Source organism: Arthrobacter sp. UYCu723 (assembly GCF_054059215.1).
The window spans coordinates 2,398,923-2,413,908 of record NZ_JBSSBW010000001.1 but is presented as its reverse complement, the minus strand read 5'-3'; the positions used below and the strand labels follow the sequence as shown (position 1 = coordinate 2,413,908).

At 68.1% G+C, this 14,986-nt stretch carries 13 protein-coding genes; 6 read left to right on the top strand and 7 right to left on the bottom strand.

Features of this window, described 5'->3' with window-relative positions; translation table 11 throughout:
• Window positions 1-2: 2 nt before the first annotated feature.
• From ACVWZ8_RS11315 to ACVWZ8_RS11290, 6 genes are all read right to left on the bottom strand, one after another.
• Window positions 3-1,049, bottom strand: a complete 1,047-nt coding sequence (locus ACVWZ8_RS11315; RefSeq protein WP_426979217.1) for a Ppx/GppA phosphatase family protein — start codon at window positions 1,047-1,049, stop codon at window positions 3-5.
• 42 nt (window positions 1,050-1,091) lie between these two features.
• The gene (locus ACVWZ8_RS11310) at window positions 1,092-1,544 is read right to left on the bottom strand and encodes an SseB family protein (RefSeq protein ID WP_426979218.1); all 453 of its coding nucleotides are present in this window, start codon (window positions 1,542-1,544) and stop codon (window positions 1,092-1,094) included.
• 123 nt (window positions 1,545-1,667) lie between these two features.
• On the bottom strand, window positions 1,668-4,415 hold the full coding sequence (gene topA, locus ACVWZ8_RS11305; RefSeq protein ID WP_456504689.1) for a type I DNA topoisomerase: 2,748 nt from the start codon (window positions 4,413-4,415) through the stop codon (window positions 1,668-1,670).
• A gap of 212 nt (window positions 4,416-4,627) precedes the next feature.
• Window positions 4,628-5,293, bottom strand: a complete 666-nt coding sequence (locus tag ACVWZ8_RS11300) for an ArsR/SmtB family transcription factor (protein ID WP_456504688.1) — start codon at window positions 5,291-5,293, stop codon at window positions 4,628-4,630.
• Between the two features lie 137 nt (window positions 5,294-5,430).
• Window positions 5,431-7,071, bottom strand: coding sequence for a DUF7059 domain-containing protein (locus tag ACVWZ8_RS11295; protein WP_456504687.1), 1,641 nt, complete (start codon window positions 7,069-7,071; stop codon window positions 5,431-5,433).
• A 35-nt stretch (window positions 7,072-7,106) separates the two neighbouring features.
• Complete coding sequence (locus ACVWZ8_RS11290) at window positions 7,107-7,877, bottom strand: MerR family transcriptional regulator (RefSeq protein ID WP_456504686.1); 771 nt, start codon at window positions 7,875-7,877, stop codon at window positions 7,107-7,109.
• Between the two features lie 351 nt (window positions 7,878-8,228).
• Between ACVWZ8_RS11290 and ACVWZ8_RS11285 the strand changes: the two genes are divergently transcribed.
• The 4 genes from ACVWZ8_RS11285 to ACVWZ8_RS11270 all read left to right on the top strand — a co-directional run bounded on the left by ACVWZ8_RS11285 (window position 8,229) and on the right by ACVWZ8_RS11270 (window position 10,610).
• On the top strand, window positions 8,229-8,447 hold the full coding sequence (locus ACVWZ8_RS11285) for a hypothetical protein (protein WP_456504685.1): 219 nt from the start codon (window positions 8,229-8,231) through the stop codon (window positions 8,445-8,447).
• Complete coding sequence (srmL, locus tag ACVWZ8_RS11280) at window positions 8,444-9,385, top strand: PheS-related mystery ligase SrmL (RefSeq protein WP_456504684.1); 942 nt, start codon at window positions 8,444-8,446, stop codon at window positions 9,383-9,385. Before ACVWZ8_RS11285 ends, srmL begins: the two co-directional genes overlap by 4 nt.
• A gap of 83 nt (window positions 9,386-9,468) precedes the next feature.
• Entirely contained in the window at window positions 9,469-9,930 is a 462-nt protein-coding gene (locus tag ACVWZ8_RS11275; protein ID WP_456504683.1) for a hypothetical protein, read from the top strand.
• 161 nt (window positions 9,931-10,091) lie between these two features.
• Window positions 10,092-10,610: a DUF6023 family protein gene (locus ACVWZ8_RS11270; RefSeq protein WP_426979225.1), complete on the top strand. Its 519-nt coding sequence runs from the start codon at window positions 10,092-10,094 to the stop codon at window positions 10,608-10,610.
• Between the two features lie 38 nt (window positions 10,611-10,648).
• Here ACVWZ8_RS11270 and trhO read toward each other — a convergent pair whose 3' ends face one another.
• The gene (gene trhO / locus ACVWZ8_RS11265) at window positions 10,649-11,542 is read right to left on the bottom strand and encodes an oxygen-dependent tRNA uridine(34) hydroxylase TrhO (RefSeq protein WP_426979226.1); all 894 of its coding nucleotides are present in this window, start codon (window positions 11,540-11,542) and stop codon (window positions 10,649-10,651) included.
• Window positions 11,543-11,729: 187 nt separating this feature from the next.
• Here trhO and ACVWZ8_RS11260 point away from each other — a divergent pair, with 187 nt between their 5' ends.
• On the top strand, window positions 11,730-12,422 hold the full coding sequence (locus ACVWZ8_RS11260; RefSeq protein WP_426979227.1) for a GNAT family N-acetyltransferase: 693 nt from the start codon (window positions 11,730-11,732) through the stop codon (window positions 12,420-12,422).
• A gap of 55 nt (window positions 12,423-12,477) precedes the next feature.
• Window positions 12,478-14,940: a DEAD/DEAH box helicase gene (locus tag ACVWZ8_RS11255; RefSeq protein ID WP_456504682.1), complete on the top strand. Its 2,463-nt coding sequence runs from the start codon at window positions 12,478-12,480 to the stop codon at window positions 14,938-14,940.
• The last annotated feature ends 46 nt before the right edge of the window (window positions 14,941-14,986 follow it).

The following is a 14,986-nucleotide window of genomic DNA, read 5'->3' as shown; positions in this document are numbered from 1 at the left end:
GCTCACCGGACGTCCGCGGCGCGAGAGTCCAGAGTCCGGACGTCCGCGGACGGGGTTTCCGGGGACTGCCGCTCGGCGGACAGTGCCAGGCCCACATGCGGCGCGGGCTCCAGCGGCCGGTCGAAGACCAGCTGGTCCAGGCGCCGGAGAATGAGTCCTTCACGCAGTGCCCAGGGGCAGATTTCCATGCTCGGGAACTCGAACAACTCGAGGGCGGCTTCCGCCACGAGTGCCCCTGCCAGCAGCTGGGGTGCCCGGGCTTCAGAGACACCGGGGAGGTGCAGCCGGTCCTCCACCTCCATGGCCGAGATGCGCTGCGCCCAGAGTCCCAGGTCCGTGGCGAACAGTTCCCGCTTGACGTACGGGCCGGCGGCGCTGGGCGCGGCCCCGGCGATGCGGGCCAGCGAGCGGAAGGTCTTGGAGGTACCAGCCACGAGGTTGGCCTTGCCCAGCCTCTCGAAGTTCCGTACCACCGGCTTGAGCGTGGCCCGGATATAACGGCGAAGTTCCTTGACGCTCTTGGCCGAGGGCGGGTCCTCGTGCAGCCAGTCCCGGGTCAGCCGGCTTGCTCCGAGCGGGACGGACATCGCGAGTTCGGGGAGTTCATCCTGCCCATACGCCATCTCGAACGAGCCGCCGCCGATATCAAGGTCCAGGATGGGTCCGGCGCCCCAGCCGTACCAGCGGCGGACCGCGAAGAACGTCATCGACGCTTCCTCGCTGCCGGTCAGTTCCTGGAGCGTCACGGTGGTCTCATGCTTAACGCGGGCCAGTACGGCCGGCCCGTTGGTGGCCTCGCGGATCGCCGAGGTGCAGAAGGCCAGGAGGTCGTCGGCTTTGTGCTTGGCCGCGAATTCCCACGCTTCGAGGACAAACTCGATCAGCTCATGCTGGCCGGCGTCGTTGATGTTGCCTTCGCCGTCGAGGAACTGGACGAGGGACAGCGGGCGCTTATGCGAGGCGAACGGCACCGGGCGTGCGCCCGGATGCGCGTCGACCAGCAGGAGGTGGACGGTATTTGAGCCGATATCGAGGACGCCTAGACGCATGCTGCCATTATTCCCCCGGTGAGGCGGCTGGCCTAACCGCCATCAGGCCCGCTCGCCGTCCTGTCCGGGAGCATCTCCCGCGTCTTCGGCGGGCTTGAAGTCGCGGCGGATGTTAGCCACGCCTTCCTTATCGATTTCGAAACCGAAGGCGGCACCGGGGTTGATGACCATGCCGAGTTCGTCCCCAAGGTTGCCGAGGACCGCGGCGCCCTGCGTACCGAGCACGTTGGGAGCTGCCGCGAGGTACTGCTCGGCGACCCTGCTCGGGTGCGAAAACACAGCCAGGACGGGCTGTCCGGCGGAGTTCGCGAGCACGAGCGGTTCGACCTGGGCATCGGGGTTTTCGAGCGCGTCGGAGCTGACGACGTAGACCTCGTTGTTGAGGAAGGCGAGGATGACGTCCACCGGGTTCGCGTCAGGCTGCTCACCCCGGGCGAGCTCCTCCTCGAGTTCGTTCAGCGGCTGGAGGTCCAGGTGATCGGGCTGTTCAGTCATGTTCCTACTCGATCACGTTGGGCCCGGCACCGCAAACGCGAATTCGCCGGTCCGCTGCGGGTTCGCCGGAAACTCCCTTCCGGCGAACCCGCGCGCTTCCGGCGAATTCGGTGTGGCGCTGGCCTACTTCTTGGCCGTGGCCTTGCGGGCGGGGGCCTTGCGGGCCGTCGTCGTGCGCTTAACCGGCCCCTTGGCGCGCTTCTCGGCGAGGAGTTCGACGGCGCGTTCCCTCGTCAGTTCCTCCAGCGAAGTGGTGCGCGGCACGGTGATGTTGGTGACGCCGTCGGTGATGTACGGGCCGAAGCGGCCTTCCTTCACCACGATGTTCTTCTCCGAGACCGGGTCCGGGCCGAACTCCGCCAGCGGAGGGACGGCGGCGCGGGCCCCGCGCTGCTTCGGCTGCGAGTAGATCTCCAGTGCCTGTTCCAGCGTGATCGTGAAGATTTCCTCTTCCGAACCGATGGACCGGGAGTCCGTGCCCTTCTTCAGGTACGGGCCGAAGCGGCCGTTCTGGACCGTGATCGGGTTGCCGTCGGCGTCCTGGCCGAGCACCCGGGGCAGGCTCATGAGCTGCAGTGCCTCGTCCAGGGTGACTGTGTCGACACCCATCGAAGCAAACAAGGACCCGGTGCGCGGTTTGGCCTTGACGGGCTTCTTCGGCGGCTTCGGCTTGCCGTTCTTGTAGTACTCCACCGGCTGGTTGGCGAGCTGGTCCTCGGTCATCTCGGGGATGACCTCGGTGACGTAGGCGCCGTAGCGGCCGTTCTTGGCGACGACGGTGTGCCCGGTGTGCGGGTCCGTTCCGAGTACCCGCTCCTCGGGGGCAGCGGTCTCCATCAGCTCGATCGCCTTGGCAGCCGTGAGTTCGTCCGGGGCCAGGTCCTCGGGGACGTTGGCGCGGGCAGCTTCAACGAGCTCACCTGTCTCGGGATCCACGGTGGCGATGGAGCTCTCCAGGTACGGCCCGAACTTGCCTACGCGCAGGGTGATGCTGTCCGTGATGGGAATGGAGTTGATGTCCCGGGCATCGATTTCGCCGAGGTTGTTCACGATGCTCAGCAGGCCGGGTTCGGAGTCTTCACCGAAGTAGAAGTGCTTGAGCCAGGCGGGCCCCCCTGCCTGGCCGTTGGCGATCTTGTCCAGATCGGCTTCCATGTCCGCTGTGAACTCGTAGTCCACGTAGTCCTTGAAGTGCTGCTCGAGGAGCCGTACCACGGAGAACGCGATCCAGCTGGGGACCAGGGCGGAGCCCTGCTTCCGGACGTAGCCGCGGTCCTGGATCGTGGAGATGGTGGAGGCGTAGGTCGACGGGCGTCCGATGCCCTTCTTCTCCAGCTCAGCGGTCAGCGAGGCTTCCGTGTAGCGCGGCGGCGGGGAGGTCTCGTGTCCGACGGCGACAATCTCCGAGGCGGTGAGCGCATCATCCTTGGCCACGTTCGGCAGCCGGCGCGCTTCCTCGGACTCGTCGTCGACGCGGCTTTCGTCCTTGCCTTCTTCGTAGGCGGCGAGGAAGCCGGGGAAGGTGATGACGGTGCCCGACGCCGAGAATTCTGCGTCGCGGCCGCTGGCCGCGCCGCCTACAGTCACCGCGCCGAGGCGGATCGTGGCGGTGGAGCCCTTGGCGTCGGCCATCTGCGAGGCGACGGTGCGCTTCCAGATCAGCTCGTAGAGCCGGAATTCGTCGCCGGAGAGCTGCTTGGCGACCTGGGCCGGGGTGCGGAAGGAGTCGCCGGCGGGGCGGATGGCCTCGTGGGCTTCCTGCGCGTTGGCCGCCTTGCCGCTGTAGACCCGCGGCGACTGCGGAATGTACTCGGGGCCGTACAGCTCGGAGGCCTGGCGCCGTGCGGCCGTGACGGCCTCGTTGCTCAGCGCGGACGAGTCCGTACGCATATAGGTGATGTAGCCGTTTTCGTAGAGGCGCTGGGCCACCTGCATGGTGCTCTTCGAGGAGAAGCGCAGCTTGCGGCCGGCCTCCTGCTGCAGCGTGGAGGTGGTGAACGGCGCGGCCGGACGGCGGGTGTACGGCTTGGTGTCGACGGAGCGGACGCGGAAGTCGGCGGACTGCAGGCCTTCCGCCAGCGAGGTGGCGAGCTCCTCGTTGAGGTGCACGGCGTTGCGCGAGGTGAGCTCGCCGTCGTCGTTGAAATCGCGGCCGCTGGCCACCTTGGCGCCGTCGACGGCGGCGAGTTTGGCCTTGAACGAGGAAGCAGCACCGGAACCGGCGCCGAACTGGCCCGTCAGGTCCCAGTAGGAGGCGGACTTGAAGGCCATCCGCTCACGCTCGCGGTCCACCACCATGCGGGTCACCACCGACTGCACCCGGCCGGCGGAGAGTCCGCGGGCCACCTTGCGCCACAGCACCGGGGAAATCTCGTAGCCGTAGAGGCGGTCCAGCACCCGGCGGGTTTCCTGAGCGTCCACGAGGTCCTGGTCCACGTCGCGCAGGTTGTCCATGGCGCGGTGGATGGCTTCCTTGGTGATTTCACCGAAGGTCATCCGGTAGACCGGGACCTTGGGCTTGAGCACTTCCAGCAGGTGCCACGCGATGGCCTCGCCCTCGCGGTCCCCATCGGTTGCGAGATAGAGAGCGTCAGCGTCTTTGAGCTGCGCCTTGAGCTCGGCGACCTTTTTCTTCTTGTCCGGGGACACCACGTAATAGGGTTTGAAGTCGTTTTCAATGTCGACGGCGAACTTGCCCAGCGGGGTCTTCTTCAGGTCCGCGGGGAGCTCCGAGGGCTGCGGGAGGTCGCGGATGTGACCGATGGAGGCCTCAACGATGAAGCCCTCGCCGAGGTACTTGGCGATGGTCTTGCTCTTGGCGGGAGACTCCACAATCACGAGTTTCTTGCCGGTTTTGGCCTTGCTTGGCACGGTGCTCCTACAGAAAAAGGTTGCTCGGGCAGATGCGCCCATACCCGCCTAGTTCACCATATTTTGCGGATTCCCGCGCATTCAGGTGGAAAACTCAGGTCTCCCGCCACGACTTCCGGGCGTAATGCAGCAACGGTCCGTGGCCGCCGGGCGGCCGGCTCAAGGGGCCTGGATCAGGGCCCTGCGCCGGGCTTTGTCAGGTGCGGGCCCAGTCAGGTGCCGGCCACCGGGGCCGGCGCGGCCGGCGCCCTGCCGCGGTCATCCGGAATCATGGACCACATAGTGGCCATTCGTTCCGCCTCCTCCGGCACATGGTCGGGGTCCTCGAGCTCATAGCCGTGCAGGAGGTCGAAGAGTTTCTCCGTCAGCTCGGTCCGCTGGGCCGGCGTCAAGTACAGCAGGTTGCTGGCCAGCACCACGGAGGAATCCGCGGGTTCGCCGCGCTGGCGCCGCTCCTCCCGGGTCTTGGCAAAGGCATTGACGCGGCGGCGGAAGGCGTCCAGCTCAAGGTCCAGCACGGCGAATTCCGGGCTCGCCACTCCCCCGCCGGAGTTGATGGTGAAATCGGTCCCCGCGGCTTTCCAGCGGCGTTCCCGGGCATCGCCGGCGGTGGCTGCCGGAACCACTATTCCCCACTTCTGCAAGGCGCGCAGGTGGTAGCTCATGGCGCTCGGCGTGAGGCCGGTCTGCGCGGCGAGTTCGGTGGCAGTCCGGCTCACCTGGGTGGAGTACAGCTCGGAAATGACCTCCAGCCGGGCGGCGTGGGCCAGTGCCCGGATCGCCTTAGGATCAGTGATTTCCACCTTTTTTTCCGGACGCTGCCGGCGTTTGGCGGCTGGCGGATCCGGCGACTCCGCCATTGGGGTTTTTGCATTCACGGAACCAGTCTATCGAGCACCGCTACACTATGAAAGAAATGCTTGACACATTATGCCGCTAAGGGGCTGCCGCAGCAGCCCCTGCGGCACCGGCGGCCGCCGCCGCGGTCGTTGCGGCGCCGGCCGCCGCCGAAGAGTCAGGCGGGCAGCAGGAAGCCGTCGCGGACCAGGTTCCCCGCGTCGCTGAGCAGCCCGCCGCGGAAGGCCTCTGCGTCGAAGCCGTCGTGTCCACCCAGCAGCGACTCGAGGGCACCGACAATCTGCCCGACGGACAGGTCGCCGTCACACGCTGAGACAAGGCCGGCCAGCTCGGTGCTCAGCAGGTTGGTGCGGCGCAGGCCGGCACCCTGGCGCAGCAGGATGACGCCGGGGTGTTCGGCGCCGGGGCGCTGGTGCCGTTCCTCGGTGACGTCTTCGGCGACCAGGAGGTGCGCGTCTGCCAGCTCGTGGGCGGCCAGCCAGTCGGCGCGTTCGACGGCTGCGCCCAGATATGGTCCGACGGGCTGTTCGATCGGGTACGTGATCTCCTCGAAGCGGGAGATCACCGGTTTGGAGCCTTCCGCCGGACGGCGCAGCCAGATCATCCCGAACCCGATGGCCTTGACGCTCCGGGAGGCAAAGTCATCCAGGTACGCCGCATAGGAGTCCTGGTAGAGCCGCCGCTCGCGGGCCTCGGAGGCGTCCTGCAGCCAGGTCTCGGCGTACTGTTCGGGCCCCACCTGTTCGCGCTGGATGAACCACACATCGGCGTCCGGGCTGGCCCAACTCTGCGGCCGGCCGGCCCAGGGCGTCCCCGCGGGGATCTCCCAGTTGCCCAGGAGCTGGGCTGTTCCGCCGGGTGCGAGAACCGAGGGCAGCGCCCGGACGAGCGAGGCGACGATGTCGTCGCCGGGGAGGCCGCCGTCGCGGTAGGTGAACTGGTCCGCGGCGGCCTCCCCGGTGCTGCGGGGCGTGATGACGAACGGCGGGTTGGAGACCACGAGCTCGAATTTGTCGCCGGCGACCGGTTCGAGCAGCGAACCCAGCCGCAGGCTCACCCGGCTGTGAAGCTCCGCCGGGACCAGGTGCAGAGCCTCGGCGTTAAGCAGCAGATTAAAGCGGGTGAAGGCCAGGGCGCGTTCGGAAATGTCGGTGGCGGTCACGTGATCCGCGTGGTGCAGCAGGTGGAAGGTCTGGATGCCGCAGCCCGTGCCGAGATCCAGGGCCCGGGCCACATGCCGGCGGGCCGTGACCTGCACCAGCGTGGTGGAGGCTTGGCCGATCCCCAGCACGTGGTCGTGGCGGAGCACGCCGGGGCGCTGGTGGGCTGCGAGGTCGCTGGCGACCCAGAGGTCCGCCCCGCCGCCGCTGCCATCGGTGTCAGTCGCGGCTGCGCCGCCCCACCCATAGGGCCTAAGATCCGCCTTCGCCTGGACCAGGCCCCCTGCGGACGGCTCCACGAGGCCCAGCTCCAGCAGGCCTTCCGCGCGGGTGCCGGGCAGGGCGGCGTCGAGCGTCTCCGCCCGCTGCGGCTCGGCCAGCAGCCACAGGCGTACGACGGCGGCAAGCGCCGCCGTCGTCGGCTCCCCGCGAGCGGCACGCTCGGTGACGATGAGCGCGGGGATGAGCTGGTCCCGGCTCAGGGCGGAATGCGCGGCCTCGCCGAGCAGATCCGCTACTCCGTCGACGGTGTAGCCGATGGTCCGCAAGTCAGAGGCAAGCGCCCCGAGCAGTCCGGGAAGGTCGCTGCGGGGAGCGTCGGGGGTGTTGCCGGCAGTGAAATGCGTTGAGTCAGTCACCGGACAAGTTTAGTCGCGCCGCGCACGCCTTCCGGCTAGAGGTGCTTCCCCGCGTAGATCCGCAGGGCGTCGCGGACGAAGGCCGCCCCGGCCTCGCCGCCGTAGTTCGCTGCGAAGCGGGGATCCGCCACGTACATCTCGCCGAGGCCGGCCACGTAGCCCTTGAGGTCGCTGTTACTGCCTGTGGCGGGAGCCGCCGCGGGTGTCCCCGGAATGCCGGCGAGCCACTCCACCTGGCGCCGGGCCAGGTCCTGGGCCTCCGGGCTGTCCGCCGCGACGCCCGTCTCCGCCGCCGAGGTCCAGTCGCTCCCCAACTGGTTCGAACGCCGCTTCCACGCGTCCTTCTCGGCCGTGCCCATGCCGCGCCACCAGGCGTCGGACGTGGCATACGCTTCCTGGCCCCAGCGCTCCTCCACCTCCCCCTTGTACTGGGTGTGGTCAAAGCCGTCGAACATCTGTTCTGCCATGATCTCTCCTCCTTCTTTCACTGCTTCAATGGTTTGCTGGACCGAGGCGATCTGCCGGGCCAGCCTGTCCTGTTCCTGCCGGAGCCACTCCAGGTGGCGGCCCAGGGCCCTTTCCGCATCCGCCTCGTGGCCGATAACCTCGGCGACCGCAGCCAGCCCGAGTCCGAGCTCGCGCAGGAGCAGGATGCGCTGCAGCCGCACGAGGGCGCCGCGATCGTAGTACCGGTAGCCGTTGCCGCCGGTGCGGCTGGGCTTGAGCAGCCCGACGTCGTCGTAGTGGCGCAGCGTCCGGCTCGTGGTGCCAGCGAGCTTCGCGATCTGTTGCACGGACCAGTCCATGTGGCGGCCCTCCTCCCGGATCTTTTCAACCTGTGACCCGACTCTAAAGCTTGACGTTACGTCAAGGTCAAGGGGGTACGGCCGGCGGCCGGAACGGCGGCCCTACGGCGACGGTGCTCCCGGGGGACGTCGTTCCTCCCCGTGCAGAAACGGCCCCGGGAGGAACCGGCCCCCGGCAGCGGCCCGTCGTACCATGGAGACATGCAAATACAGTAGCGATTTATCAGCCCTCGGCCGCTTTCCGGCCGCACGGGCTACGTGACGCGCGCATAACAGCAGCCGCCGGGGTCCGTCCGGCGCAGTGGCTGAGGGTGAGTTCCCGCTTCCAGCCCTGACCCTAAGGACCCCATCATGAAGAAATACCTGACCACTGCCGAGTTGCATTCCGCCCTGGAACTCCGCGACCTCAGCGATCCCGCCGCCGGCCCCCACGCCCTGCAGCTGCTGCTGGACGAGGTGACGGGAGGCCTCGAGCGGCTCTGGCATGTTGAGACCTCGACGCACCGGCTCAGCCCCTCGTCGCGACGGCCGACAACTACGACCGGCTGGGCTACTCCCCCGACGACGTGACGAGGGACTCGCGCTACTCGCGGCACGTGAGCCCCACGGTGATGCTGCGCAGCCATACTTCCGCCGGCATGCCGGCACTGCTGGACTCGCTTCGCGGCGAACTCGGCCACTACGACCGGCTGCACGTCCTGCCCGGGCTGGTGTACCGGCGGGACTCGATCGACCGCACCCATGTGGGCGCCCCGCACCAGGTGGACCTCTGGCGGCTCAAGGCGCGCGGCCTCCTCGGTCCGGCCGAACTGCACAGGATGATGGCCGCCCTGGTGGAGGCCGTGCTGCCGCCCTCCCGGTACCCGGACGTGCAGTGGCGGGCCACCCCGGCGAACCACAGCTACACGGACGGCGGCCAGCAGCTGGATGTGCTCCTCACCCAGCCTGACGGCAGCCGGGAGTGGCTGGAGCTGGCCGAGTGCGGACTCGTGGGGTCGCGGATCCTGCGCGGCTCCGGGCTGAACCCCGGACGCTGGGCCGGGCTCGCCCTTGGCCTGGGGCTGGACCGCGCGGTGATGTTGCGCAAGGGCATCACCGACATCCGGCTCCTGCGCTCGGCTAACCCCGACGTCCGGGCGCAGATGCTGGATCTGCACCCTTACCGCCCGGTCTCTGCCCTGCCCGAGGTCCGGCGCGATCTTTCCCTCGTCCTCGGAACAGCGCAAGACGCCGACATCGAGCTGCTGGGCGACCTGGCCCGCACCGCCCTCGGAACGGAGGCCGAGGTGCTCGCCGCCCTGGAGATCAAGGCGGTGACACCGGCGGACAAGCTGCCGGCCGCGGCGGTCGAACGCCTTCGGATGGCGCCGGAGCAGGTGAACGTGCTCCTCCGCCTGGTGCTGCAGCCGCTGGACCGGACGCTGACGGATGAGGAGGCGAACCGCCTGCGCGACAGGGTGTACCTCGCATTGCACCGGGGGGAAGTGCTCGAACTGATTGCGGGCTAGGGCAGGCAGCGGCGTCCCCGGAGAAACGGCGGACGCCCCTGCGCCGGGCCCGAGCCAGCGTCCGCACGCGGTAAGTTGGAGGAATGCCTTTCCGTACCGTCCGGCTCCCCGGCTACCCGATGCTGCGGCGGCGATTCGCCGGCGCGGCCGCCGGCGCCGCCGTCGTACTCGCCGCCTCAGCATGCTCACCCGCAGGTTCCATCGAATCCGCCGATGTACCGGCGTGGAAAGCCACCGCCCTGCCCTCGGCCAGCGGGATAGTTCTGGAGGACGCGGGCAAGATCCTCGACCGGAATCCGATCGTCAAGACCGCCACAGGAGTCCCGGCCGGCAGCTACACCCTGACCGTCAGCTGCGACGGCGGAGGCAAGGCCTTCTTCGATGTCTCCCTGGACGGACACCACCTCACCGAGGCGGGTGCGGCGTGCAACGGCAGCAGGGAGACGGCGCGGATCAAGGTGCAGGCGGCAGGTACTGTGCAGATCAGGACGGCCAGCGTGGACGCCCCGCTGATCTATGCCTACCAGCTGACGCGCGCCGCGTAGCAGCCTTGCGCTCCCGGCCCCAGCCGCAGGCTCAGGGGCCTGCCTGCAACCGGGAACCCACGCGGCGTTTCTCTTGACTAGGCCGTTCGACTCTGGCCAATTCGTTCCGCCGCCCCTAGAGTCAGGGCATGCCTGTGCCGGGAACTGTGCGGGGAAAAAGGATGCCGCGGTCGCGTACCACGGCATCCGCCGTCGTGGTCTCCCTTGCGCTGCTTGGGGGGGTGCTGAGCGGCTGTGCCTACGAGTATGACGACGGCCTGTCAAATGATGACGCGGCTTTGCCCTCCGCGCCGGCCTTCACGGATGCTGCGCTGCCTCAGGATCCCGGCCTGAACCAGCCCGTGTCCGGGGCGGAACTTGATGCCTGGGTCAGGCAAGTGCTGCCCGATGCCGAGGGCCAGGTCTTCCATTCGGGCTACGGAACGCTGGAAACCGACGAAGAGCGGAAAGAGACCACCACCCAGCTGCCGAAGGGCACCTACGCGCTGACCCTCGCCTGCCGGAGTACCCGCCGCGTGTCCTTTTCCATCGACAATGGAGAGAACGAACTGGTGGACCTGAGCCTCCGGTGCGGGACCTCGAGGGTAAACGTGGTGTATCTGGCCGCGGACGCGGTGCTAGACGTGAAGGTGGACGCGAATGCGCCGGCGAACTTTGCGTACCGCGTCAGCCGCATCTGAGCACAGCCTGAACCGACGATGACCCCGGGGGCGACGCCTCAGGCGGCGCAGCCTTCGGGGCAGCGAAGCGTCTCCGGGCTGGCGGCGCAGCCAGCGCAGTACAGGGTGAGGGTGCGGCACGCCGGGTTCGAGCAGTTCTCGAATTTGCTGGTCGGGGCCGAGCAGCGTACGCACTCGCCGATCGTTTTTGCGTCCTCGCTGAATTCGACGTGCATGCGCTTGTCGAACACGTAGAGCGAACCTTCCCAGAGGCCCTGGTCCCGGAATGTCTCGCCGTAGCGGACGATCCCGCCGTCGAGCTGGTAGACCTCTTTGAAGCCGCGGTTCACCATCAGGCTGGAGAGCACTTCGCACCGGACGCCGCCGGTGCAGTAGGTGACGACCGGCTTGTCCTTGAGCGCGTCGTATTTTCCGGAGTCGAGTTCCTTGATGAAGTCGTGGGTGGTGGCGACGTCGGGGACGATCGCGTCCTTGAACTTGCCGATCTGGGCCTCGAAGCCGTTGCGGCCGTCGAAGAACACGACCTCGTCGCCTGCGGCTTTCTTGGCCTCCACAAGCTCGTGGAGTTCGGCGGGCTGGAGGTGCGTGCCGCCGCCTACGACGCCGCTGGCGTCCACCTTGAGCTCGCCGGGCGCACCGAAGGACACGATCTCGTCCCGCACCCTGACGCTCAGCCGCGGGAAGTCTGCGGCGCCGCCGTCGGACCATTTCACGTCGATGCCGTGGAAGCCCTGGTATTCGCGGGTGGTCTTCACATACTGCTTGACCGCCGGCAGCTCGCCGCCGACCGTCGCATTGATGCCGTCCTTGGAGATGATGATGCGGCCCGTCAGCCCGAGTTTCTCGCACAGGGCGCGCTGCCAGAGCCGGACGGCGTCCGGGTCCGGCAGAGGGGTAAAGCCGTAAAAGAGCACAATTCGGTTCAAAGCCACGTGTTAAAGCGTACTGGAGGGGCCGAACGGCGGGGACACGCGGTGCCTTCCGGTGGCGGGCGGGGCTGGCCGGCGGGCCCGGCGTCGCGGCGGGGCTGGCCCGCGGTCCGGTCACAATTTCGTACGCAAGGAGGGTTCCCGGGCCCGGCCACTGTTGCTTGTGGCGGGGCTGGAATACGCTCATCTCATGAGTCTGGACGCCATGGTTGAAGACACCACCCACCTGCTGGAAATCTGGGTGGCCGGCTGGGCCGGTTGTCGCGAGTATGAGACGCGCAGGGAGGGCCGGTTCCCGGCGGCCTTGCGTGCGGACACAACCCGCGAGTGGGAGTATTTCGCCCACGATCCCTCGGACTCGGAGTTCGCGCAGCTGGCCGCCAGGACGGCCGAAGTCCCGGCCCGGATCCTCACCATCTTCACCAATGACGTGGCTCGCTACACCGCGTTGGCGCCGACCCGCGGGCTCAACGTCACGTCGGCTTCCCAGACGATGATGATCGTGGACATGGAGACCCAGGACTCCGAGGACCCCTGGCTTTCCGACGACGACCTCAAGCTTGCGACCTCCCAGACCGGCCGGGTCCACCATGCCGTGGTCCGTGCCGGAGACGAAATTGCCGCCAGCGGGCGCGTCTTCGTCGTGGACCGCACGGCGATCTTCGACAAGATCGTCACCGAGCCGGGCTATCAGCGGCGCGGGCTGGGCAGCTTCATCATGAAAGCCCTGGCCGCCCAGGCATTCGAGCACGACGTCGAAACCGGGCTGCTGCTGGCCTCGCTGGACGGCCAGAAACTGTACTCCCACCTCGGCTGGAGCACCGTCTGCAATGTGCTGATGCTCTCGGCCTCGGACGAGGGCACGGACCTGTCGGTGGGCTGAATCCACCCCTGAGGCCGGGCCCGGGTGATTTGAGCCCGGGTGAAAGAATGGACGAGTGAACCCACATGAGTCCCTGATTCCGTTGCTGGGCCGAGGTCCGGACCCGGAGCAGCTCCGCCATGTGCGCACCATCCCCGCCCGCCAGGCTGTCAGCGCACCGTGGCCGGAGTGGGCCCACCCCGAGCTCGTGACCGCCTACGGCTCCCTCGGCATCCACGAGCCGTACCGCCACCAGGTCCAGGCCGCCGAGCTGGCCCACGCCGGCGAGCACGTCGTGATCGCCACGGGAACTGCCTCCGGCAAGTCGCTGGCCTATCAGCTGCCGGCGCTCGACGCCATCCACCGGTCCGAGCTGCGCGTCCTCGCCGATCCGGGCAAGATCCACGACGACGGCGCCGTCACGCTCTACCTCTCCCCTACCAAGGCCCTGGCGGCCGACCAGCTGGCCGCCATCCGGGCACTGAAACTCCCCACCGTGCGGGCCGAAACCTACGACGGTGATACCGATCCGGCGTCGCGGCGCTGGATCCGGGACCACGCGAACTTCATCCTGGCCAATCCGGACATGCTGCACTTCGGGATCCTGCCCAACCACGCCTGGTGGGCCCGGTTCTTCCGCCGGCTGCGCTACGTGATCGTGGACGAGGCCCACAGCTACCGCGGTGTTTTCGGATCCCATGTGGCCAACCTGATGCGCCGGCTGCGCCGCATCTGCGCCTACTACAGCCCGGGCGGCTCACATCCGGGCCCCGTGTTCATCGCCGCTTCCGCCACCGCGTCGGAGCCGGGGACATCCTTCGGCCGGCTCATCGGTGCACCGGTCCGCGCGGTGTCCGAGGACTCCTCGCCGCATGGCTCCACCACCGTCGCGTTCTGGGAGCCGGCCCTGACCGAGCTCCGCGGCGAGAATGGCGCCAAGGAGCGCCGGACGGCGGTGGCGGAAACCGCGGACCTGCTGGCCAACCTGGTGTCCTCCCGGATCCGGACCATTGCGTTCATCAAGTCACGGCGCGGCGCCGAGACGATTGCGTCCATCACCAAGCGGCTCCTGGACGAGGTGGATCCCAGCCTGCCGCAGCGGGTCGCCGCCTACCGCTCGGGCTACCTCCCGGAGGAGCGGCGGGCCCTGGAGAAATCCCTGCGGTCCGGCGAACTTTTGGGAGTCTCCAGCACCTCTGCGCTGGAACTCGGCATCGACATCTCCGGGCTCGACGCGGTGCTCGTCGCCGGCTGGCCAGGCACCCGCGCGTCGTTGTTCCAGCAGATCGGCCGGGCCGGGCGCGCCGGTCAGGATGCCATCGCCGCCTTCGTGGCGAGCGACGACCCGCTGGATACCTACCTCGTGAATCATCCCGAGGCGATCTTCGACGTGTCGGTCGAAGCGACGGTCTTCGACCCCTCCAATCCCTATGTGTTGGGCCCGCACCTGTGCGCCGCCGCCGCCGAACTGCCGCTGGGCTATGCCGAAGTGGAGCTGTTTGGCGGCACCGCGGAAAAGCTGCTGGACCGGCTCGTGTCCCAGGGCTACCTGCGCAAACGTCCCGCCGGCTGGTTCTGGACCCACCCGCAGAGTGCGGCGGCAATGGTGAACCTGCGGGCCGACGGCGGCGGTCCGGTGAGCATCGTGGACGCCGACACCGGCTCCCTGCTGGGGACCATGGATTCGCCGCAGACGCACTACCAGGCCCACACCGGAGCCGTGTACGTCCACCAGGGCGACAGCTACGTGGTCGAGGACTTGAACGAGGACGATCACTGCGTGGTGGTGCGCCGGGCGAACCCGGACTACTACACCACCGCCCGGGACGTGACCCAGATCGAGGTGCTGGAGACGCAGCGCACCACCCAATGGGGCGACGTCGCGGTGCATTTCGGCGACGTGAAAGTGACAACGCAGGTGGTCTCCTTCCAGCGCAAGGCACTGATTTCGAATGAAATCCTCGGTGAAGAACCGCTTCAGCTGGGCGCCCGGGACCTGTTCACCAAAGCTGTCTGGTTTGTCATGGACAATCTGTCACTGACCGGTGCGGGACTGATCGAGGCGCAGTTCCCCGGGGCCCTGCATGCCGCCGAACACGCCGCGATCGGCCTGCTGCCACTGGTTGCCTCCAGCGACCGCTGGGACATCGGCGGGGTGTCGACTGCCATCCATGCAGACACCGGAGTGCCCACGATCTTCGTGTACGACGGGCACCCGGGCGGCGCGGGCTTCGCCGAACGTGGCTACGACAAGGCCAGGGTGTGGCTGTCCGCCACCCGCGACGCCATCAAGGCCTGCGAATGCGAGTCCGGCTGCCCGTCCTGCGTACAGTCGCCCAAATGCGGCAACAAGAACAACCCCCTGGAGAAGGACGCCGCCGTCACGCTCATCGATGTGCTGTTGAAGGACGCCACCGAGCGGATGGACGCCGGTCCGGTTGGTGGCCTGCACCCTGGCGACGGGCCGGCAGGCGACGGACGAGTGCCTAACGGCCGGCTGGGCGTCTCGGACCGGTCAGCGGCTCCGCTCCAGGCCTGACTCCGGCCCGTGGCAGGCCCTCCCCAAGGCGGCCCTGCCCGGCGGC

Bases quoted from the DNA above. Each gene is read 5' to 3' on its own strand.
- ACVWZ8_RS11315 (WP_426979217.1), bottom strand. From the start codon at position 1,049: ATGCGTCTAGGCGTCCTCGATATCGGCTCAAATACCGTCCACCTCCTG.
- ACVWZ8_RS11310 (WP_426979218.1), bottom strand. From the start codon at position 1,544: ATGACTGAACAGCCCGATCACCTGGACCTCCAGCCGCTGAACGAACTC.
- ACVWZ8_RS11290 (WP_456504686.1), bottom strand. From the start codon at position 7,877: ATGGACTGGTCCGTGCAACAGATCGCGAAGCTCGCTGGCACCACGAGC.
- ACVWZ8_RS11285 (WP_456504685.1), top strand. From the start codon at position 8,229: ATGAAGAAATACCTGACCACTGCCGAGTTGCATTCCGCCCTGGAACTC.
- ACVWZ8_RS11275 (WP_456504683.1), top strand. From the start codon at position 9,469: ATGCCTTTCCGTACCGTCCGGCTCCCCGGCTACCCGATGCTGCGGCGG.
- ACVWZ8_RS11270 (WP_426979225.1), top strand. From the start codon at position 10,092: ATGCCGCGGTCGCGTACCACGGCATCCGCCGTCGTGGTCTCCCTTGCG.
- ACVWZ8_RS11260 (WP_426979227.1), top strand. From the start codon at position 11,730: ATGAGTCTGGACGCCATGGTTGAAGACACCACCCACCTGCTGGAAATC.